This is a genomic window from Rhizobium sp. WSM1274, from assembly GCF_025200775.1.
GTDB lineage: Bacteria > Pseudomonadota > Alphaproteobacteria > Rhizobiales > Rhizobiaceae > Rhizobium > Rhizobium leguminosarum_I.
Window position 1 is genome coordinate 619113 of the sequence record NZ_CP104139.1, and the last position, 19527, is coordinate 638639.

Annotated in this window: 15 protein-coding genes; 12 read left to right on the plus strand and 3 right to left on the minus strand. The window is 59.0% G+C overall.

Features of this window, described 5'->3' with window-relative positions; all coding sequences use genetic code 11:
- The first annotated feature begins 10 nt into the window (after positions 1–10).
- The 3 genes from N2600_RS27060 (at position 11) to N2600_RS27070 (ending at position 4034) form a co-directional block, all read left to right on the plus strand.
- Positions 11–1645, plus strand: a complete 1635-nt coding sequence (locus N2600_RS27060; protein ID WP_260298928.1) for an FAD-dependent oxidoreductase — start codon at positions 11–13, stop codon at positions 1643–1645.
- Positions 1638–1835 (plus strand): DUF2783 domain-containing protein, encoded by a 198-nt coding sequence (locus N2600_RS27065; RefSeq protein ID WP_018326293.1) that lies wholly within the window; start codon positions 1638–1640, stop codon positions 1833–1835. Before N2600_RS27060 ends, N2600_RS27065 begins: the two co-directional genes overlap by 8 nt.
- 255 nt (positions 1836–2090) lie before the next feature.
- On the plus strand, positions 2091–4034 hold the full coding sequence (locus tag N2600_RS27070) for an acetoacetate--CoA ligase (RefSeq protein WP_445944945.1): 1944 nt from the start codon (positions 2091–2093) through the stop codon (positions 4032–4034).
- Between the two features lie 166 nt (positions 4035–4200).
- Here the strand turns inward: N2600_RS27070 and N2600_RS27075 are convergent, their stop codons facing one another.
- Genes N2600_RS27075 through N2600_RS27085 form a run of 3 tightly spaced genes read right to left on the minus strand, consistent with a single transcriptional unit; the run spans position 4201 to position 7058 of the window.
- Positions 4201–5556, minus strand: coding sequence for an aspartate aminotransferase family protein (locus N2600_RS27075; protein ID WP_260298929.1), 1356 nt, complete (start codon positions 5554–5556; stop codon positions 4201–4203).
- 29 nt (positions 5557–5585) lie between these two features.
- The gene (locus tag N2600_RS27080; protein ID WP_260298930.1) at positions 5586–6233 is read right to left on the minus strand and encodes an HAD-IA family hydrolase; all 648 of its coding nucleotides are present in this window, start codon (positions 6231–6233) and stop codon (positions 5586–5588) included.
- Positions 6234–7058, minus strand: a complete 825-nt coding sequence (locus N2600_RS27085) for an IclR family transcriptional regulator (protein ID WP_260298931.1) — start codon at positions 7056–7058, stop codon at positions 6234–6236.
- A gap of 111 nt (positions 7059–7169) precedes the next feature.
- On the opposite strand from N2600_RS27085, the gene N2600_RS27090 reads away from it, so the two are divergent.
- The 9 genes from N2600_RS27090 (at position 7170) to N2600_RS27130 (ending at position 19409) form a co-directional block, all read left to right on the plus strand.
- On the plus strand, positions 7170–8108 hold the full coding sequence (locus N2600_RS27090; RefSeq protein WP_260298932.1) for a tripartite tricarboxylate transporter substrate binding protein: 939 nt from the start codon (positions 7170–7172) through the stop codon (positions 8106–8108).
- 73 nt (positions 8109–8181) lie between these two features.
- Positions 8182–8763, plus strand: a complete 582-nt coding sequence (locus N2600_RS27095) for a tripartite tricarboxylate transporter TctB family protein (protein WP_260298933.1) — start codon at positions 8182–8184, stop codon at positions 8761–8763.
- Positions 8763–10250 carry a tripartite tricarboxylate transporter permease gene (locus N2600_RS27100; RefSeq protein ID WP_260298934.1) on the plus strand — a complete coding sequence of 496 codons (1488 nt, stop codon included), beginning with the start codon at positions 8763–8765 and terminating at the stop codon, positions 10248–10250. The genes N2600_RS27095 and N2600_RS27100 overlap by 1 nt, the downstream gene beginning before the upstream one ends.
- Positions 10250–11731 (plus strand): aldehyde dehydrogenase, encoded by a 1482-nt coding sequence (locus N2600_RS27105; protein ID WP_260298935.1) that lies wholly within the window; start codon positions 10250–10252, stop codon positions 11729–11731. The genes N2600_RS27100 and N2600_RS27105 overlap by 1 nt, the downstream gene beginning before the upstream one ends.
- Entirely contained in the window at positions 11728–14199 is a 2472-nt protein-coding gene (locus N2600_RS27110; protein WP_260298936.1) for an FAD-dependent oxidoreductase, read from the plus strand. Before N2600_RS27105 ends, N2600_RS27110 begins: the two co-directional genes overlap by 4 nt.
- A gap of 26 nt (positions 14200–14225) precedes the next feature.
- Positions 14226–15467, plus strand: a complete 1242-nt coding sequence (locus N2600_RS27115; RefSeq protein ID WP_260298937.1) for a Tm-1-like ATP-binding domain-containing protein — start codon at positions 14226–14228, stop codon at positions 15465–15467.
- A 7-nt stretch (positions 15468–15474) separates the two neighbouring features.
- Complete coding sequence (locus N2600_RS27120; RefSeq protein ID WP_260298938.1) at positions 15475–17511, plus strand: oxidoreductase; 2037 nt, start codon at positions 15475–15477, stop codon at positions 17509–17511.
- 74 nt (positions 17512–17585) lie between these two features.
- The gene (locus N2600_RS27125) at positions 17586–18644 is read left to right on the plus strand and encodes an aminomethyltransferase family protein (RefSeq protein ID WP_246655166.1); all 1059 of its coding nucleotides are present in this window, start codon (positions 17586–17588) and stop codon (positions 18642–18644) included.
- Positions 18645–18659: 15 nt separating this feature from the next.
- Positions 18660–19409: an electron transfer flavoprotein subunit beta/FixA family protein gene (locus tag N2600_RS27130; protein ID WP_077980408.1), complete on the plus strand. Its 750-nt coding sequence runs from the start codon at positions 18660–18662 to the stop codon at positions 19407–19409.
- The last annotated feature ends 118 nt before the right edge of the window (positions 19410–19527 follow it).

Here is a 19527-nt window from a genome sequence, read left to right on the forward strand (position 1 = left end):
AGGAGGGATCATGAGAACTCCCGTCACGGAGCGCTACCCGCTAGCGTTCCGACTGTATCCTTACGTCAAGTCACCGGACCAGACCGCCGTAACGCCGATCAGGCACAAGGTGGTCGTCGCTGGCGGCGGGCCAGTGGGGCTTGCAACCGCCCTCGATCTTGGTCTGCGCGGCGTTCCGGTTCTCGTTTGTGACGACCAGGAGGGAGTGGGGCTCGGCAGCCGGGCCATCTGCTTTGCCAAGCGAACGCTGGAAATATGCGATCGCCTTGGCGCGGGTGTGTCTATGCTGGCGAAAGGCGTGCAATGGAACATTGGAAAGGTCTTTCACGACAACAGGCTGCTCTATGAGTTCAATTTGTTGCCGGAAGACGGTCATGCCTTTCCCGCCTTTATCAATCTCCAGCAGCCGCTGTTTGAGAAGTTCCTCCATGAGGCCATCGTCAAGGCGCAGAGCCGGGGCGCGCCGATCGAGATTCGCGGCAGCACCCGTATCGACGCCGTGGTGCGGCATGAGGATCACGTAACGATCGATGTTATGACACCGGACGGTCCTTATGTGTTGGAGGCGGATTGGCTAGTCGCATGTGATGGCGCTCGCTCTCCCATACGTGCCATGCTGGGTCATGGCTTTGACGGACGCGTGTTCGAGGACAACTTCCTGATTGCCGACGTAAAGATGAAGGCGAATTTTCCGACCGAGCGCTGGTTCTGGTTCGAGCCGCATTTCAAGTCGGGCGACAGCGCCCTTCTTCACAAGCAACCCGATGACATCTGGCGCATCGATTTCCAGCTTGGCTGGAATATCGATCGGCAAAAGGAACTCAAGCCGGAGAATATCAGAGCGCGCGTGAGCGCAATGCTCGGGCCAGATGTGGACTACGAGCTGGACTGGTGCTCGATCTATACATTCCAGTGTCGCCGCATGGAGAAGTTCCGCCACGGGCCGGTTCTCTTTGCTGGGGACTCGGCGCATCAGGTCTCGCCCTTTGGCGCACGCGGCGCGAATTCAGGCGTGCAGGACGCCGACAATCTCGGCTGGAAGCTTGCCCTCGTGGTGCAGGGACTTGCGCCTGATACGCTGCTCGATAGCTACGACAGCGAGCGGGTCTACGGAGCGGACGAGAATATCGCGAACTCGACGAGGGCGACGGATTTCATTACCCCGAAATCAGCCATTTCAAAGCTTTTCCGCGACGCCGTGCTCCAACTCGCCGAGACCGTTCCCTTCGCGCGAACGGTCGTCAATTCCGGTCGTCTGTCCATGCCTTGTACCTACGATGGTTCTCCACTAAATGGTCCTGACGTGGCGAGCTTTCCTGCGCGAACGCGACCCGGGAGCCCCTGCCCGGACGCGCCTATCGGCGCTGACTGGTTGCTTCGCCTGCTTGGCGGCAATTTCACCCTTCTTGCTATCGATGCCGATGTTCCGACGACATTTTCCGCCTGTGGCATCCCGTTGAGCGTACTCTCGGTCTCAGGCCGTGACAACAAGGCCCTTGGCGAACGCTATCTCGGGAATGCGACGAGCGCTGTTTACCTTATACGCCCGGATCAGCATGTGGCCGCGCGCTTCAAGCATTTCGATGAAGAGGTCGTCGCCGCCGCCGTCGGCCGCGCCATTGCAAAGGATGTCGTGGATGCTTGAGACTAGGCCCAATTTCGACCGGCCCGACGAATCCTATGCGCTTTTGATCAAGGCGCATGAGGGCCTTTCGGAAGCCGAGAGCCACGCCATGAACGCCCGTCTGATCCTCATCCTGATGAACCAGATCGGTGATCATGCCGTCATCGCCGAGGCACTCGCCCTTGCACGAAACGTGCGTGCCGCGACCTGACGGTGTTACCGGCCTTATCTGTCGGATCGGCACATTAAGCGGGGGCGTGGTGGCTTTGCGAGGAAGCGACCACGCCAACAGAGTGCGTTCGGTCGAAGTGAGTTGGCTACTATCCGGCCCGTCATTCGCACTATCGTTTGGCACTGCCACCCCTGGCATGGCGGCGTGATGCCGGCGAACAAAGCGGAAATGATAGGCTGGCGGCCCCCAAGGCCGCGGCCGTTTTTTGGAGAGGATCGTGTGATGGAGGGAAACATGGCGCTGCATTTTACGCCGAATAAAACGCGCATTGAAGAGGCGGAGATCACCCGCTTTCGCCTTTGGTGCGCAGAAAGGTTCGGCGTTTCCCTGCCATCCCATGACGCATTTCACCAATGGTCCGTCCGCCAGCGTGGCTCTTTTTGGTCGGGGCTCTGGGACTATTGCGGCGTGCAGGGCAATAAGGGTGGGACGGCGTTACTTGAAACAGGCAAAATACTGGAGGACACGTTTTTCCCAGGGGCCAGACTGAACTTCGCGGAAAACCTGCTCGCAAAGCGCGGCGTCGACGATGCGTTGATCTTTCGCGGTGAAGATAAAGTGGCAAGCCGTTGGAGCTGGGACAGGCTCACTGAGACCGTCTCGCGTGTTCAGCAGGCCTACCGTTCACTCGGCATTGGACCGGGCGACCGCATCGCCGCCATGTTACCAAACGTGCCAGAAACGGTAGCCTGCATGCTCGCGGCAGCGTCGATTGGGGCCATCTGGTCGTCCTGTTCTCCTGATTTTGGCGAACAGGGTGTGATGGACCGTTTCGGCCAGATCGAGCCAAAACTATTCCTAGCCTGCGACGGCTACTGGTATAACGGCAAACGCATCGATGTCGGCGAGAAGGTGACGGCGCTGGAGCCACGGCTCGGCGTTCCGGTCGTTATCGTGGAGTATTGTGGCGGAGCGGAAAGCCTTGCCGTTACGCTGTCGAATGGGCGTACACTTGAGGCTTTCATGTCCTCCCATGACGCGCGCGAACCCGTGTTCGAGCAATTGCCATTTTCCCATCCGCTGATCATCCTGTTTTCATCGGGGACGACGGGCGTGCCGAAATGCATTGTCCACTCAGCCGGGGGAACGCTGCTCCAGCATCTGAAGGAACACCGATTCCATTGCAATATCGGGGTCGGAGACCGACTCTTCTACTATACGACCTGTGGCTGGATGATGTGGAACTGGCTGGTTTCCGGTCTGGCGAGCGGGGCCACGCTTTGCCTCTACGATGGCTCTCCCTTTTCGCCCGATGCAAAGGTCTTATGGGATTATGCCGAAGAGGAGCAGTTTTCCTTCTTCGGCACCTCGGCTAAGTATCTCGATGCCCTTGCCAAGGCAGATCTAAAACCGCGCGAAAGTCATCGGCTGGACCATCTGACAGCTGTACTGTCAACCGGCTCGCCCTTGTCGCCCGCCAGTTTCGACTATGTATACCGAGACATAAAGCCCGACGTGAGCCTCGCCTCGATGTCAGGCGGCACCGATATCGTTTCCTGCTTCGTGCTTGGCAATCCGGTGAAGCCGGTTTGGTCCGGCGAAATCCAGGGGCCGGGATTGGGCATGGCAGTCGAGGTTTTCGACGACCTCGGCCAGCCGCTGGCGAGCGGCAAGGGCGAACTGGTTTGCACCTGTGCATTCCCTGCGATGCCAATCGGCTTCTGGAACGACCCGGACCGCTCGCGCTTCCGCTCTGCATATTTCGAGCGCTTCGAAGATAACTGGTGCCATGGGGATTTTGCGGAATGGACCGGCCATGGCGGCATCGTGATCCATGGTCGCTCGGATGCAACGCTGAACCCCGGCGGTGTCCGGATTGGCACGGCCGAGATTTACAACCAGGTTGAGCGGATCACCGAGATCGAAAGCGCCGTCTGCATCGGCCAGGATTGGGACAACGACGTTCGCGTCGTCCTCTTCGTCAAGCTTCGCAGCGGCGTGACGCTCGACGTGCTCCTGACGCAAAAAATCAAGCAGAAGATCAGAACCGGGGCCTCACCACGGCACGTGCCAGCAAAGATAATCGCCGTTGCCGATATTCCGATGACCAAAACCGGCAAGGTGGTCGAGCTTGCGGTGCGTGAGGTTGTGCACGGGCGGCCAGTCAAAAATGAGGAAGCGCTGGCTAATCCGCAGGCCCTTCTCCTCTTCGCCGGTCTGGCGGAGCTGGCAGGCTGAGCCCTGAGGTGATCGCCTGCTGCGGCTCGCGGTGCGTTTGTCTCTTAGACCGAGGCTCGTGCTCCTAAGGCTTGATTTCGAAGCCCTGCTTTCCGTGGCGCATGCCTTAGAATTTCTTTGATAACCCGGTGACCGGGAGGTCCAGCCTCCCGGTCACCGAGAATGATCAGTTCTGCGCGGACTTCAGCCCTGCGTCGAGAGCGTCAAGAATGCGCGCGACATCGGCCTTCGAAATGATCAGCGTAGGCGACAAGATGATGTTGTTGCCCGACGTGCGGATCATCACGCCGGCGTCATAGGCCCCCTTGTAAACCTTCCCCACGACATCTTTCCCAGCCGGTGTCTTGTCATCTCTGTTGGCGACCAGTTCGAGTGCGCACATCAGACCCTTGCCGCGCACATCGCCGATGATCGGGTGACGAGCCTGCAGATCATTCAGGCCATCGAGCAATTCCACACCGCGCGCTGCGGCATTCGTGGGCAGATCCTGCTTGATCGTTTCGGTAAGGCAGGCGAGGGCAGCTGCCGCTCCAACAGGGTGACCGGAGTAGGTATAGCCATGACCGATGCTCCCCATTGCAGTACGGTCAGCTTCGAAAGCGTCCGCGATGCGACTGCCGATCATGACAGCGCCGAAAGGGAAGTAGCCATTGGTGATGGCCTTCGCCGTGCACATCATGTCCGGCTGAACGTCCCAGAGCCGACTTCCAGACCACGCACCGGTGCGGCCGAAGGCAGTGATGACCTCATCGGCGATCAGCAGGATCCCGTTTTTGTCACAGAGCGTGCGCAGCCCAGGCATCAGACTCTCATGTGGAACGATGACGCCTCCGGCGCCAAGTACTGGCTCCATGATGAGGGCAGCAATAGTGTCCGCGCCATTAAAGGCGATCTCGTCGGCGAACTGCCGGATAATGGCGTCTGCGATCAGCTTCGGGTCATCGGTATTGAATGGGTTGCGATAGGCATACGGTGCTGCCAGATGGATAGTGCCCGGCAGGAGCGGCTCATAGGCGCGACGGAAATTTTGATTTCCATTGACACTCGCCCCGCCAAAATGTGTGCCGTGATAGCCTTTCTTTAACGATACAAATTTCGTCCGCTCCGGTTGGCCATTGATTTTGTGGAACTGCCGGGCAAGGCGAAGCGCTGTTTCAACGCTGTCGGATCCACCCGATGTAAAGAAGCTGCGTACCATGCCATCGGGGCCGAAAAATTCGGCAAGAGCTACGGATAGTTCTATTAAAGGCCCGTTGGTGGTGCCGCGGAAAGCTGAGTAATACGGCAACTCGTTCAGTTGCGTCGTGATCGCATGTTTGACCGCATCGCAGGAATAGCCGAGGTTGACATTCCAAAGGCCTCCCACGCCATCGAGCAACCGTTTGCCGTCTATATCAATGATTTCCGCCCCTTCCCCACCAGTTATGATCGTCGGAGGATTGGCCCGCATTTCTGCTGGATGTGCCATTGGATGCCAGACATGGCGGGCGTTGTGCTCGGTCAGGAAGTTGCTATCGGCCATCGTATCGTACTCCTTGGAATCGGTTTTGTTCAGGCGGAAAGAAGCGAGAGGGCGCGCTCATAGCTAGTGCCTGGGCGGGTTACATCGAAATGCACGCAGGACATCCCAACGGCCTCACCACCACGAATGTTCTTCAACTGATCATCGACAAAAACGCAGTCGCCGGCGGCTATGGAAAGGCCGTTGGTAATAAAGGCGAAAGCGCGTGGGTCGGGCTTCAGGATCTCGGTATAGGTGGCATCGACGATCACATCGAAATCGGCGAGGAACGGCAGCTTGGCGCGGAACTCCTTGCCATAGAAGAGATCGAGTTCATTGGACAAAATGGCCAATCGATGGCCCGCACGCTTTGCTGCGCCGATCGCTTCAAGCGCTTCGGGACGGATGACCTCCGATGGATCGTTGCCGCGAACGGCGGTCAGGAACGGCGGCAGTGTGTCCCAATCCCTGCCCACAAGCCTACCGGTCTCGCGCGCACGCGTCGTCCAGTAGTCACGCTCGGTGATGACGCCGGCCTGCATGTCGCGCCAGAGCGGATCCGTGTCGACGTCAAAAGGGCCACGCCAGGTCAAAGTACCAGCGGCAAGGTCGAGCGCCCTTTCGCTCAGGTCATGCGTCTCGAAGAGGGTTTTCGATATCACCCCTCCAAAATCCAGCACCAGTGCTCTTCGCGTCATTTATGCATTCTCCCTGATCTTCATGAGAAAGGCTTTAGGCGACTCTCCACCCATCGCCCGCGTTGCCCTGACCGATGCCCGCAGCACGGCACTTTCAATTTCGCGTTCCAGCTCTGGTGTGATGCGCGTGGAGATGCACGCCGCTGAGATCGTCGCCTGGATCTTGCCGTGCCAATTGAAAATGGGAGCGGCGATGCCAGTGACATCATCTTCAAAACTCCTGCTGGAGATCGCGCAGCCATTCTTCCGGATCTTATCCAGACGCTGTCGAAGCTCGATCTCAGACTTGACGGTGCTATCGGTATAGGTTGTCGGGACATTGAGGCGCCGCAGCGCTTCATTGACGATCGCATCGTCGGCGTAGGCTAGAAAGACCAGGCCGGAGGCTGTGGCGTGGATGGGAAGAGGCTGTGCCGGATCGATAAATACCCTCGTGGACCGGTGCGGCTCGGCAATAGCGATTGTCGTCATGCCCTTGCCGGAGAACAAGCATGCATGCGTCGATTCCCCCACCTCCTCGGTTAGGGATTCGAGTATCGGCTGTAGTACCGCAATCACCGGAAAACTTGCCTCACGGATGCGGGCGAGGCGCAAGACTGCGGTGCCCAAACGGTACCGCCGGGTTTCCGGGTGCTGTTCGACAAAGCCGCTAGCAACGAGCGAGGCGAGGATTCGCATTGTCGTTACCTTGTCCATGTCAGCTGCCCGCGCAAGATCACTCAATCGGTATTCCGGCGTTTCAGGCGAGAAAAAGCCCAACAAAAACATAGCTTTGTCGATCGTCTTCATCGTTGAGCCAGGGCGTCTATCTGTGCTCTCGGTCATTTTTTGATCCTCGCGATTTTAGATACTTGACATAAACTAGTCGCGGATGCAACATGTTTGAAACAGCGTAGATAATAATGGAACAGTACGCAACTCAACTGGAGGCATCGAATGAAGAATTTCCTGAAGGGCGCACTCATTGCGCTCATGGCAACGACCGGAATGGTCGGAACCGCTCTCGCCGAATACCCGCAGCGGCCTATCACCATCGTCGAACCCTGGCCTCCTGGAGACGTGGATGATCAGCTTGTTCGGATAATCGCTGAAGAATTCACTAAGCAAACCGGCGTTCCGGCAAAGGTTGTTAATCGGCCCGGCGGATACGGTGTTGAAGGCGCCCAGTCAGTGCTGAGCTCAGCCGCCGACGGATATACGATCGGCAACTTTCTGATCGACATACCGACGAGCTACATCGTGCAGGGCATTACGCCCTATGCGCGAGGAGACATGGAAGTCATCGGCCTCAATATGAACTTCCCCTTCATCCTCGCCGCAAAGAAGGATGCGCCGTACAATAATCTTGCCGAACTGGCGGAGTACGCGAAGAAAAACCCGGTCAAGCTCGCGCATTTCGGCTTCGAGACCATTCCCGCACAGCAGACGTTTGAGGCCGCGCGCCAACTCGGGTTCAAGTTCTCAACCGAAACCGGCTACGACGTGACAGACTGCACGACGCTTGCCAACGGCGACGCGGACGTCATGAACTCCACCGTCGGGCTGGTGCTGGCCTGTAAGGACGATATCAAGGTTATCGCGGCCTACACTGAGAAGCCCATTTCGGTCTTTCCTGAAGCGCCTCTGCTGCGGGACCAGATCACGGGTCCAACCTTCTCTCTGTGGTCTGGGCTTTTTGTTCCGAAGGGCACGCCCCAAGACGTAAAGGACAAGCTTGCCGCAATCGCGGAAAAGGCCATGATGTCCGAGCAGGCAAAGCAAATCTCCGCTACAAGCGGCGCCGAAGTCTATTGGCAGGGCTCTGCCGAGGCGCAGGCACGTATCGACAAGGACTTCGAAGCGGTCAAGGACCTTTTCTCGAAGATGAAGAAATAAGGTTTCGCATCGGTCGGGCCCCTCCGGGAAAGCCCGACCGTCCTCGCTCTACAACGTGTCAGGATATCGCGCCATGACTGCACATGTCGATCACATCCCAACGGCTGCGGATGCGGAAACGCCGCAGTTCGAGGATGACGTCACTCCCGAAGCCGCATCGGTTGCGGGGACCCTTTTGTTGCTCTTCGCAGGACTGGCGCTCATCGTTCTGCCCTTTGCAACAGTCGCAGGCAAACGTCCACTCGGCTGGATCCAGGAGCCGTGGTCCTGGCCCTTTATCGTGCTGATAGTCGCCCTTCTTGGCGGCGGCGGCCTGCTCTTCGATTATCTCAGGCTGCGCCGGAACCCGGGATTTTCTGCGAAGGCAAACGAAGCCTTCGTCGGGATGGGACGCTCGTTCGCCTATGCAGCCGCCTTCTTGGCCTTCATCGGTGGGGTAGGGCTGATTGGGTTCACGTTGGCCTCCATCCTCTTCATGCAGATCCTCTATTACATGTCTGGCCTTCGGGGTGCGAAGTGGAGCCTTATCGGGCTCGCTGTGACCGTGGCGATCGTTCTCGCCTTCCGCGTCGGCCTCGGCATCTGGTTCCCACTCCCCCCTATCATGCTTCTTTTCCCTGACTGGGTCGGCAACGCGCTTGGAGAATATCTATGATGGATTCGATCATCCTCGGCTTCCAGGAAGTCGCACACTGGCAGGTGATCGCTGCGCTCCTGATCGGTGCCATCGCCGGCATTCTGGTTGGCGCAATTCCAGGCATGGAGCCCGCCGGCGCGATGGCTATTGCCCTGCCGTTCACACTGACCATGGAGCCGCTTCCAGGCATCATCCTGCTGCTCGGTTGCTATGGTGGTGCATGGTATGGCGGCGCCATTCCGGCAATCCTGATCAGAGTACCCGGAACACCAGTTAACGTCCTGACGACCTATGACGGCTACCCACTGGCCCAGAAGGGCCATCCAATGCGGGCTCTGTCGCTTGCCTACTCATCGTCCTTCGTCGGTGGTATAATCTCGATCCTCGCATTGATTTTCCTGGCTCCCTTCATGGCTAAGATTGCTGCGAAATTCGGTCCACCGGAATTCGCGGCGGTCATGATCCTCGCATCGGTTTCGGTCGTTCTTGCGCATCACCAGAACATCCGTGGCGCGATCTTGACGTTCGGCATCGGAATGTTCCTCGGAACCATCGGCTTCGAGAGCCCGCACCATACGCTACGCTACACCTTCGACCAGACTTGGCTGTTGGGCGGCATTCCAATGGTGCCTATGGTCATTGGTCTCTTTGCGCTGAGCCAAGCCTTCATTTTGCTCGAAACGAAGTCGCCGCCAAAAGTACCAGAAAACCTCTCGTCGACCGGACGGTTCGTTGGTCTATTCGAAGTTTTCAAATACCGCGCGACTGTGATCCGGTCATCGCTCATCGGGCTCGTTATGGGGCTGCTTCCAGGCGTCGGCGAATTCGGGGCACAATTTCTATCCTATTCGCTCGCCCGCCGCTTCTCGAAGAAGCCGGAGGAGTTTGGGAAGGGCTCGCCAGAAGGTCTGGTGGCGTCCGAAGTTTCTATCAACGCCTGCACCTCTACCGTTCTCGTGCCGCTGCTTTCGTTGGGCATCCCAGCCGATCCGCTGATGGCTATGCTTCTGGCGGTTTTCATGGTTCACAATATCGTGCCCGGGCCGCAACTTTTTGTTGAACATGCGGACTTCATTTCTGGCCTCTACATTTCACTGTTCCTGCTCAACATCTTCGTGATGATCTTCCTGCTGATCTTCACCAAGTACATTGTGCGTCTGTCATCGATATCGCCACGTGTTATCGGCGCGGCCATCATGATCCTCGGCTTTATCGGCACTTATACTCAGAACTTCCGTATCACAGACGGTTTGATCACACTGGCATTCGCGATTGTTGGCCGATTCATGCTGAAGAATGGAGTGCCGGCTTTTCCGATGGTAGTGGGTCTCGTGCTTGGACCAATGATGGAAGGCCGGATCAAGCAGGCGCTCAGCATCTCCGGCGGAGATCCCACTATTTTCCTCACGCGTCCTCTTGCCGCGGCGTTTCTCACGCTAGCTGTGATCGCCGTCGTCACGTTCAGCTGGAACCACTTCAGGAACAAAACTGTGGAGGCGCACTGATGCAGAACGAGATCAATGCGATGCGGGGGGATCACATCCCGCCGCAAAGGCTTCTTGTTGACGGCAAGTTTCGCTCCGCTTTTTCCGGTCAAGAACTTGATGTTCTCTCGCCGCTTGACGGCACGCGGCTGACGACCCTTGCTGATGCGGGTCGCGAAGATGTCAATCTCGCCTGCCAGTCGGCCCGCGCTGCCTTCGAGGCGGGAGTCTGGTCGCGGACGGCGCCTAGCCACCGGAAGAAGGTGCTGCTGAAGCTGGCCGACCTCATCGAGAAAGAAGCCCTGAAGATCTCGGTCCTTGGCGTGCGCGACAACGGCACCGAAATCGCCATGGCGTTGAAGGCCGAACCCATGAGTGCGGCTTCGACTTTCCGGTACTATGCGGAACTGATCGATAAGACATACGGCGAGATTGCGCCGACCCAGAGCGATGTGCTCGCGCTGGTTCACAGGCACCCGGTTGGTGTGGTGGCTGTCATTGTGCCCTGGAACTTCCCACTGATGATCGGCGCCTGGAAAATTGCACCGGCACTCGCAGCCGGCAACAGTGTCGTGCTGAAGCCTGCGGAGACCGCCTCGCTCACATTGCTGCGGATTGCCGAACTGGCGCTCGAAGCCGGCGTTCCGCCTGGTGTCTTCAATGTCGTAACGGGACAGGGGGCTGTCGCCGGCGAAGCACTTGGCCTGTCGATGGACGTCGACGTGATGGCCTTCACGGGCTCCGGTGGCGTCGGGCGAAAACTTCTCGAATATTCTGCCCGTTCCAACCTGAAGCGGGTCTATCTCGAACTCGGTGGCAAGAGCCCGAACATTGTCTTTGCCGACGCGCCCGACTTGGACAAGGCTGCGAAGGTGGCCGCTTACGGCATCTTCCGCAATTCCGGCCAGGTCTGCATTGCAGGCTCGCGTCTGCTGGTCGAGGCGTCGATCGCCGACCACTTCGCAGAAAAGGTTGCAGCGATTGCGGCGTCCATGAAGGTCGGAGATCCGCTTGATCTTACGACCGAAGCCGGCGCCCTCAACTCTGAGACACATCTGGACCGTAGTCTCGGCTTTGCCGCGCGGGCTCAAATGGAAGGTGCTGAACTTCTAACCGGCGGCAACCGCATCCTGCAGGAGACGGGAGGGTGGTTCATGGCGCCGACCGTCCTGTCGAATGTTCGTCCGGAAATGGAAGTTTCGCGGAACGAGGTCTTTGGCCCTGTCCTCGCTGTTACGCCCTTTGCCGACGAAGCGGATGCCATCCGGATGGCAAATGACACCGATTTCGGCCTGGCGTCTGCGGTTTGGACCTCCAATCTTTCGCGGGCGCATCGAATGGTGGAGAGCCTTCGCGCTGGCTTGGTACACGTCAACACATATGGCGGCTCGGACCTCACAGTGCCGCTTGGTGGTGTCAAGCAGTCTGGCAACGGCCATGACAAGTCCCCGCACGCACTCGACAAGTATCTCGACCTCAAGACTGCATGGATACAGCTGTGACCGTGACCAAAACTCTTCCGCCATCCGCACCGGCCGTCATTATTGGCGGCGGTATCATCGGTGTCTCGACCCTTTATCACCTTGCGAAGAAAGGGATGGAAGGAGCCGCCCTCGTGGAACGCAAGCAGCTTGCGTCCGGCACCACGTGGCATGCGGCGGGCATTGTCGGCCAGTTGCGTGAAAGCTCGGCGCAAACCGAGCTTTCGAAATACACTGCGCGCCTGTTCACAGAACTGGAAGTCGAAACAGGGCAGGCAACTGGCTACAAGCAGAACGGCACCCTGCATCTGGCGTTGTCGGATATCCGCGCCGAGCAACTGCTCCGCAACCAGGATCATGCGGCCCGCATGAAGATCGAAAGTCGCATTCTCTCGGTCGAGGAGATAAACGAGCTTTGGCCCCTCGTTGATACGTCCGACGTGCATTGCGGCTTCCTTGTTCCCTCGAACGGGCAGGTTAATCCACTCGACGTGACCCAGGCGCTGGCAAAAGGCGCCAAGGCGCGAGGCGCACAAATCTTCGAGAACACGAAGGCCATTCGTATCCTGACACGGAACGGCAAAGTGGTCGGCGTCGAGACAGATCAGGGCGTTATTGCAACGGAGAAGGTTCTTCTGGCGGCGGGCATGTGGTCGCTGCGTTTTGCCGCCGAGCATGGCGTGACCGTTCCGCTCCACGCGGCCGAACATTTCTACATCCTCACCGAAGCCATTCCCGACCTGCCGCGCACATTGCCTGGTCTCGTCGTACTTGAGGAACGGCTCTACACCAAGGAGGATGCCGGCAAGCTTCTGATCGGTGGCTTCGAAGCGCGCGGCAAAGCCTGGGGGCGTCAGGGCATCCCGAAGAGTTTCGAGTTCGACGAGCTGCCCTTCGACATGGATCATGTGGAGCCGGTGCTGGAGAAATTCTTCACCCGTTTCCCGGCTCTTGAAACGATGGGTATCCAGACCTTCTTCAATGGACCGGAGAGCTTCACACCGGACGGACGGCCATACATCGGTCCCGCTCCGGAGATGCACGGGCTCTTCATCGCCGCCGGCATGAACTCGAACGGCATCCTCAATTCCGGTGGTGTCGGGCTCACCATGGCAGCCTGGATGACCGAGGGCCAACCACCGCGCGCTGTCGCCTCGATGCTGGCCGCACGAGCGCATCCTTTCCAGAAGAACATGGCCTACAATGCCGAGCGTGTGACCGAAGGCGTCGGTCTTCATTGGGGCTTGCATTGGCCGGGCCGGCAGATCGAGACAGCGCGCGGCGTTCGCCGGGTACCGCTGCATGACCGTCTACTTGCGGCCGGGGCCGTTATGGCCGAGCGTATCGGCTGGGAAGTGCCGATGTACTTCGACCTCGAAAACCCGAGCTGGACTGAGCGTGCAAGTCTGGGTTGGCAGGACTGGTCGGAACGGGTCAAGGCAGAGTGTTTTGCAGCACGCGATCATGCGGTGCTCATTGACCAGTCGATGTACGGAAAGATCCTCGTGCAGGGACCGGATGCCGTCAAGGCTCTGAACCGTGTCTCCGGCGCCGAAATCGATGTTGCGGTCGGCACCTCGGTCTACACGCAGTTCCTCAACGAGAGGGGCGGGATCGAGGCGGATGTCACCGTGACCCGCATCGCCGCGGAACAGTTCATGGTCGTCACCGGTCATCCAAGCCAGATCCGCGACCAAACCCACATTCGCGCCCATGCAGAACCCGCCTGGCGCTTCGAGATTTTCGACGCGACCTCGGCCTATGGTCTTTTGACCATACATGGCCCGCAGTCCCGTGCGATCCTCCAGCAGCTTTCGGCGGACGACCTGTCCAATGAGGCATTCCCGTTCGGCGCGGCGCGCGAGATTGACCTTGGCTTCGCGCGCGTCTGGGCCATCCGCCGCTCGTTCCTGGGCGAGCTCGGTTATGAGTTGATGATTTCGAGCGAGTTCACGGCGCACGTATACGACGAAATCATGCGTGCCGGCGCTCCATTAAGTCTACGCCACGCGGGCATGTTTGCACTCGGCGCTTGCCGCCTCGAAAAGGGCTTCCGGCACTTCGGCCACGATATCGGTGAGGAAGACACGCCAATCGAAACCGGCCTCGGCTTTGCTGTGAAGCTCGCTAAGGAAGGCTTTGTCGGCCGTGAGGCGCTGATGCGCCAGAAGGAGGCGCATGGTGCGGGCACGCCGCATCGCACCGTTTCCCTGTTGGTGGAGGGCGCGTCCGCCGAGACAGGACCTTATCTCATTCACAACGAGCCGGTCTTCAAGGATGCCGCACTCGTCGGTCATGTCACGTCCGGCGGCTGGGGCTGGAGACTGAACGCGATGATTGGACTTGCTTCTCTTAACCGCGAGAACGGCGTCACCAAGGATTGGATCGATGAAGGTCGCTTCGAGGTGCAGGTGGCAGGCAAGCTTTATCCGCTCCGCGTCCAACTCGGCGCTTTTTATGATCCAGCCGGGACGATCATGCGGGGCTGATTCACACAAAAAAAGGGGAATTGAAGATGAGCGCAATAAAAACAATCCTCGTGATTGGCACTTACGACACGAAGGATCAGGAGCTCAACTACGTCGCTGATTGCATCAAGAAGCTGGGTGGAAACGTGATCTCGATGGACGTCAGCGTGCTTGGGGATCCGTCGCAACCAACGGATATTTCCAAGCACGAGGTCACGGCCGCAATTGGCAAGACGATCAATGACGCATCGAATGCCGGTGACGAGAATTTGGCCATGCAAATCATGGCTTCTGGTGCGTCCACGCTTTGCGCCAGACTCTATGCCGAAGGTCGCATAGACGGCATGATTGCGCTTGGTGGCACCATGGGTACCGACCTAGCGCTGGATTGCGCCCGTGCGCTGCCGATCGGCGTGCCGAAATATGTTGTCTCGACGATCGCGTTTTCACCGTTGATTGCGCCGGATAGGCTTTCCGCGGATATCCAGATGATCCTGTGGGCTGGCGGTCTCTACGGCCTCAACGACATCTGCAAGGCGACGCTCAGCCAGGCGGCCGGCGCCATCTATGGCGCGGCGCTCGCAGTGGAGCCGCCGGACCCGGACCGGCCAGTCATCGGTATGGTGAGCTTCGGCTCTTCCGCGCTTCACTATATGGTTCATCTGCGTCAGCCGTTGATCGACCGCGGCTTTTCTGTCGCAGTCTTTCATGGCACGGGCATGGGGGGCATGGCTTTGGAAAGCCTTGCGGAGCAAGGTTACTTCGCGGCAGTGCTGGAGCTCGCGGTGGCCGAGATCGGCAATCTTATGGTCGGTTCTGTCGTCAACGCCGGCGCCAACCGCATGACGGCTGCCGGCCGCTTGGGCACACCGATCATTGCCGCACCCGCCTTTGGCGACATGATCGACTTCGCGACATGGCAGCCCGTGCCCGAACGGTTCCGGGATCGGCCCTATCATGCTCACAACCGCCTGCTCGCCTCTGCCTCGCTGACTGCGGACGAACGCCGCGAACTTGCTCGTGAAGTGGCTCACCGACTGCAGCAGTCCTCGGGGCCGGTCCATTTCGTGCTTCCGACGCAGGGCATTCATGCCTGGGACGTTGAGGGCATGCCCGCGCATGATCCGGAAGCGCTTGCCGAAATGGTAGACGAGTATCGGAAGGTGATGGTCGATCCGATCGAGCTTTCGGTGCTCGATTGCCACATCAACGATTTGGCCTTCTCAGAAAAGGTGCTCGAGGTCATCGATCGGTGGATAGCTGACGGCACCATCAAGATGACGCGGTAAAGATGTGATGGATCCGCGCTATTCAATACTTTTCGAGCCGCTGAAGATCGGGCCGGTCACCGCGCCAAACCGCTTCGTATCGATGCCGCATGCAATCGGCCACAGCTATCTGATGCCGAATGGAGCAATTGGTATCCGCGAAACCCGTGCCGAAGGTGGTTGGGGCATTGTTGCAATGCAGCTGAGCGAAATAGATCCCACTTCTGATCTCGCCGGCTTGCCATATGAGCGGCTTTGGGACGAGGGCGACGTTGCCGCGCATGCGCGATCTGTCGAGCGTATTCATGCCCATGGAGCGCTCGCCTCGATTGAGCTTGCGCATACGGGTATTCGTTCGCGGGGGATATCGACAGGATATCCGGCGATGGGGCCATCCGTCGTGCCTATCCTGAAGCCGGACATGCCCTTCATGGCAAAGGCTATGGACAAAGACGATATCCGTAATCTGCGACAGATGTACCGCGCGGCAACGCGACGGGCAAAGGCCGCAGGCTATGATATCGTCTATGTCTATGCCTCGCACGAAGCCTCGATTTTGTGGCACTTCCTGTCTCCTGCTTACAACTTCCGGACAGATGAGTATGGCGGCAGCTTTGAAAACCGGTTGCGACTTTTCCGCGAAGTGCTGGAGGAAACCAAGGAGGAAGCGGGTGACGACATGGCGGTTGCTGTGCGTTTTGCCGTGCATGAGCTTTCCGGCCCGAAGCGTATCCTGAATAGCGGCGAGGGCAGGGATGTCATTGAGGCGCTCGCCGACCTACCTGACCTTTGGGATGTGAATGTCTCGTCCTGGAGCCGAGACAGCGGCACGGCTCGCTATGATGCCGAAGGTTTCCAGGAGGAATTTACCAGCTTTGTGAAGCAGGTAACCGGCAAACCGGTCCTGGGCGTCGGGCGCTTCACCTCTCCGGATGCGATGGTCAGCCAGATCAGGCGTGGTGTCCTCGATCTCATCGGTGCAGCCCGTCCGTCTATTGCGGATCCATTCCTGCCTGCAAAAGTCCGTGAGGGCCGGATCGAAGACATCCGAGAGTGCATTGGCTGCAACATTTGCGTCGCCGTCGAGACGATCGGGGTGGAACTGCGATGCACGCAAAATCCGACGATTTCCGAGGAATGGCGTCGCGGTTGGCACCCTGAGAAAATCCCTGCGGCCGGCAATGCAAAGACCGTACTGATCGTGGGCTCTGGACCTGCGGGTCTTGAGGCGGCGCTCGTTCTTGCCAAGGCCGGCCACGAGGTGACGGTGGCCGAACGCGCCGACGAGATGGGTGGCCGCTCGGCTCGCGAGGCCCGCATTAAAGGGCTCGCATCCTGGGGGCGGGTTAAGGACTATCGGCTGTATCAGCTTCAGCAGATGCCCAACGTCAATCTCTATCCCGGTAGCGAGCTGGATGCCGGTGGCATTGCTGAGTTCGGGGCTGACCATGTCCTCCTCGCAACCGGTGCTCCATGGCGCGGCGATGGGGCTGGGCGAACCCGCCTTACTCCAATACCTGGTTTCGCGGGTGCAGCTCTGACGCCCGACGATGTCATGGACGGGGCTGCGATAGCCCATTCAGTCGTCATCTACGACGACGATCACTATTACATGGCCAATGCGCTGGCGGCGGATCTGGCTGCCAGGGGACACGCCGTGCACCTGGTAACTCCCATGCCATCGCTTTCGGCCTGGATGGGGCATACGCTCGAGCAACCCCGCATGCTGGCCGAGATGAAAGCCGCCGGTGTGCGTATGTATCCGAACAGCGTCGCAACCGGCTGGAGCGGGAAAGGGCTTGCTGTCAGCCGAGGTGACACGGGAGAGGCGCTACCGGCAATTGCGGGTGCGACGTTGGTCGCCGTGGGCACACGGCTGCCTGACACGCGTCTTGGCGAGGCGCTCACCGCACAAGGCTTGCCTTACCGGACCATCGGCGATGCAGAATGTCCGGGCATCATTCAGGGCGCAGTTTATTCCGGCCATCGTCATGCGCGCGAACTGCTTGGCACGGAGCCCGATGACCGCGTTTTCAAGCGCGAGCGCCCAACACTTTTTCTCTGAGATCGAAGGGATCGACAATCATGACCGCAAAACGGACACCGCTTTATCACGCCTTCAAGGCGCGCAATGCAGAGATGGCCGAGAAGGCCCATTTTCTCACCGCCAACGTCTTTACGGATGCGAAATCAGAACATGAGGCCGTGCGAAACGCGGCAGGCCTGTTCGAGATTTTCGGGCAGTTTCTTGTCGAAGTCGCAGGCGCAAAAGCCGAGACATTTCTGAACGAGACGTTCGTGGCGGATATGTCAAAGGTCGCTCCGGGAAGGGGCATCTATGGCGGCATCCTGAACGAAAATGGCGGTTTCATCGACGACGTCATCACGTATCGACCCGCGCAGGACCTGTTTTGGGTCGTTCCTGCGCCCCATCGTGTCGAAAAGGTCGAAGCTTACCTCAAGGAGCGCGGAAAGCCATACGGCGTGCACGTTGTTTCGCTCGGATATCGTTATGTTTCGCTCTCCCTGCAGGGGCCGCAGTCGCGTGCCTGCCTTGAGCGCGTCACTAGTCAGGATCTTTCCGGGGAGGCGCTTCCAGGTTTCGGGATGGTCAAGACGACGGTAGCCGGCGTGGACGGCGTCGTCGTGACCCGAACGGGTTTCACCGGCGAACTTGGTTACGAACTCTGGGTGCCGACTGAGCACATCGAGAGCTTCTATGACACCGTACTTGAAGCTGGCAAGCTGCTGGGGCTCGTACCATGCGGGGCCGGGTCGATGGGCTCGCTTCGCATCGAGAAACGTTACCCGATCTGGGGTCGGGATATCGGTGAGGACACGACACCCGTTGAAGCGGGATTGGGTTGGACGGTGAAACCGAAGAATGCGTCCTATCCCGGCAAGGCGGTTGTCGAACGACAGAAGCAGGACGGAGTAGAACGCGCGCTCGTTCTTCTCGAATTGCCTTTTGGTACTGTTCTTCCCGCCATCGGTACGGTGGTGAAGTTCGGCGGCGACCCCATCGGAAAAGTCACCTCGGCTGCCCATGGACACACTGTCGGGTGCGGACTTGCCTTGGCTTACGTCCAGATCGGCTGCGCAGGCGACGGACAAGTTCTCACACTGGAAGATGGGACAGGCGTTACGGTTCGCAGGGCCGCCGTCTACGACCCAAAGTCCGTCCGTTCGCGTGCTTAAGCAGGAGGATCGTTCATGAAAATTCTGGTCACCGTAAAGCGTGTCGTCGACTACAACGTGAAGATTCGCGTCAAGCCGGATGGTTCCGGCGTCGAACTCGCCAATGTGAAGATGTCGATGAACCCCTTCGACGAAATCTCCGTCGAGGAAGCGCTCCGCCTCCGGGAATCCGGCAAGGCGACCGAAGTCGTCGTCGTGTCCGTGGGGCCTGCCAAGGCTGAAGAGACCTTGCGCACCGCGCTCGCAATGGGTGCCGATCGGGCAATCCTGGTCGAGACCGACGATCAGGTCGAGCCGCTCGCCATCGCCAAGATCATCAAGGGTGTGGCTGAAGCAGAACAGCCGGGGCTGATCATCGTCGGCAAGCAGGCGATCGATGATGACTCCAACCAGACCGGCCAGATGCTGTCGGCTCTGCTCGGCTGGGCGCAGGGCACGTTTGCCTCCAAGGTCGAAATCGGTGACGGCAAAGCGCAGGTTACCCGCGAAGTCGATGGCGGTCTGCAGACCATCGAGATCAAGCTTCCGGCGGTTGTCACAACAGACCTGCGCCTCAACGAACCGCGCTATGCTTCGCTGCCCAACATCATGAAGGCCAAGAAGAAGCCGCTCGATAAGAAGACGCCGGTTGATTTCGGTGTCGATACGAGCCCGCGCCTGAAAGTTCTGAAGACCGAAGAGCCCTCGGGGCGCAAGGCTGGCATCAAGGTCAGGTCGGTCGCTGAATTGGTCGACAAGCTGAAAAACGAAGCCGGCGTGCTGTGAAATCCGTGAGGCTCGCCTGCAAACGGCGGGCGGCTGCGCTTCCGGTGCTCACGTACCTTTAAGTACGCGGCGCGCCGGTTCTCGCACCCCACCGTTTTCGGCAGGGCCTGACGGATTT

What these genes read in the sequence shown, in the direction of transcription:
- N2600_RS27100 (WP_260298934.1), top strand. Translation starts at nt 8,763, where the DNA reads ATGGATTCGATCATCCTCGGCTTCCAGGAAGTCGCACACTGGCAGGTG.
- N2600_RS27125 (WP_246655166.1), top strand. Translation starts at nt 17,586, where the DNA reads ATGGCCGAGAAGGCCCATTTTCTCACCGCCAACGTCTTTACGGATGCG.
- N2600_RS27070 (WP_445944945.1), top strand. Translation starts at nt 2,091, where the DNA reads ATGGCGCTGCATTTTACGCCGAATAAAACGCGCATTGAAGAGGCGGAG.
- N2600_RS27095 (WP_260298933.1), top strand. Translation starts at nt 8,182, where the DNA reads ATGACTGCACATGTCGATCACATCCCAACGGCTGCGGATGCGGAAACG.
- N2600_RS27085 (WP_260298931.1), bottom strand. Translation starts at nt 7,058, where the DNA reads ATGACCGAGAGCACAGATAGACGCCCTGGCTCAACGATGAAGACGATC.
- N2600_RS27065 (WP_018326293.1), top strand. Translation starts at nt 1,638, where the DNA reads ATGCTTGAGACTAGGCCCAATTTCGACCGGCCCGACGAATCCTATGCG.
- N2600_RS27090 (WP_260298932.1), top strand. Translation starts at nt 7,170, where the DNA reads ATGAAGAATTTCCTGAAGGGCGCACTCATTGCGCTCATGGCAACGACC.
- N2600_RS27080 (WP_260298930.1), bottom strand. Translation starts at nt 6,233, where the DNA reads ATGACGCGAAGAGCACTGGTGCTGGATTTTGGAGGGGTGATATCGAAA.
- N2600_RS27105 (WP_260298935.1), top strand. Translation starts at nt 10,250, where the DNA reads ATGCAGAACGAGATCAATGCGATGCGGGGGGATCACATCCCGCCGCAA.
- N2600_RS27120 (WP_260298938.1), top strand. Translation starts at nt 15,475, where the DNA reads ATGGATCCGCGCTATTCAATACTTTTCGAGCCGCTGAAGATCGGGCCG.
- N2600_RS27075 (WP_260298929.1), bottom strand. Translation starts at nt 5,556, where the DNA reads ATGGCCGATAGCAACTTCCTGACCGAGCACAACGCCCGCCATGTCTGG.
- N2600_RS27130 (WP_077980408.1), top strand. Translation starts at nt 18,660, where the DNA reads ATGAAAATTCTGGTCACCGTAAAGCGTGTCGTCGACTACAACGTGAAG.
- N2600_RS27115 (WP_260298937.1), top strand. Translation starts at nt 14,226, where the DNA reads ATGAGCGCAATAAAAACAATCCTCGTGATTGGCACTTACGACACGAAG.
- N2600_RS27060 (WP_260298928.1), top strand. Translation starts at nt 11, where the DNA reads ATGAGAACTCCCGTCACGGAGCGCTACCCGCTAGCGTTCCGACTGTAT.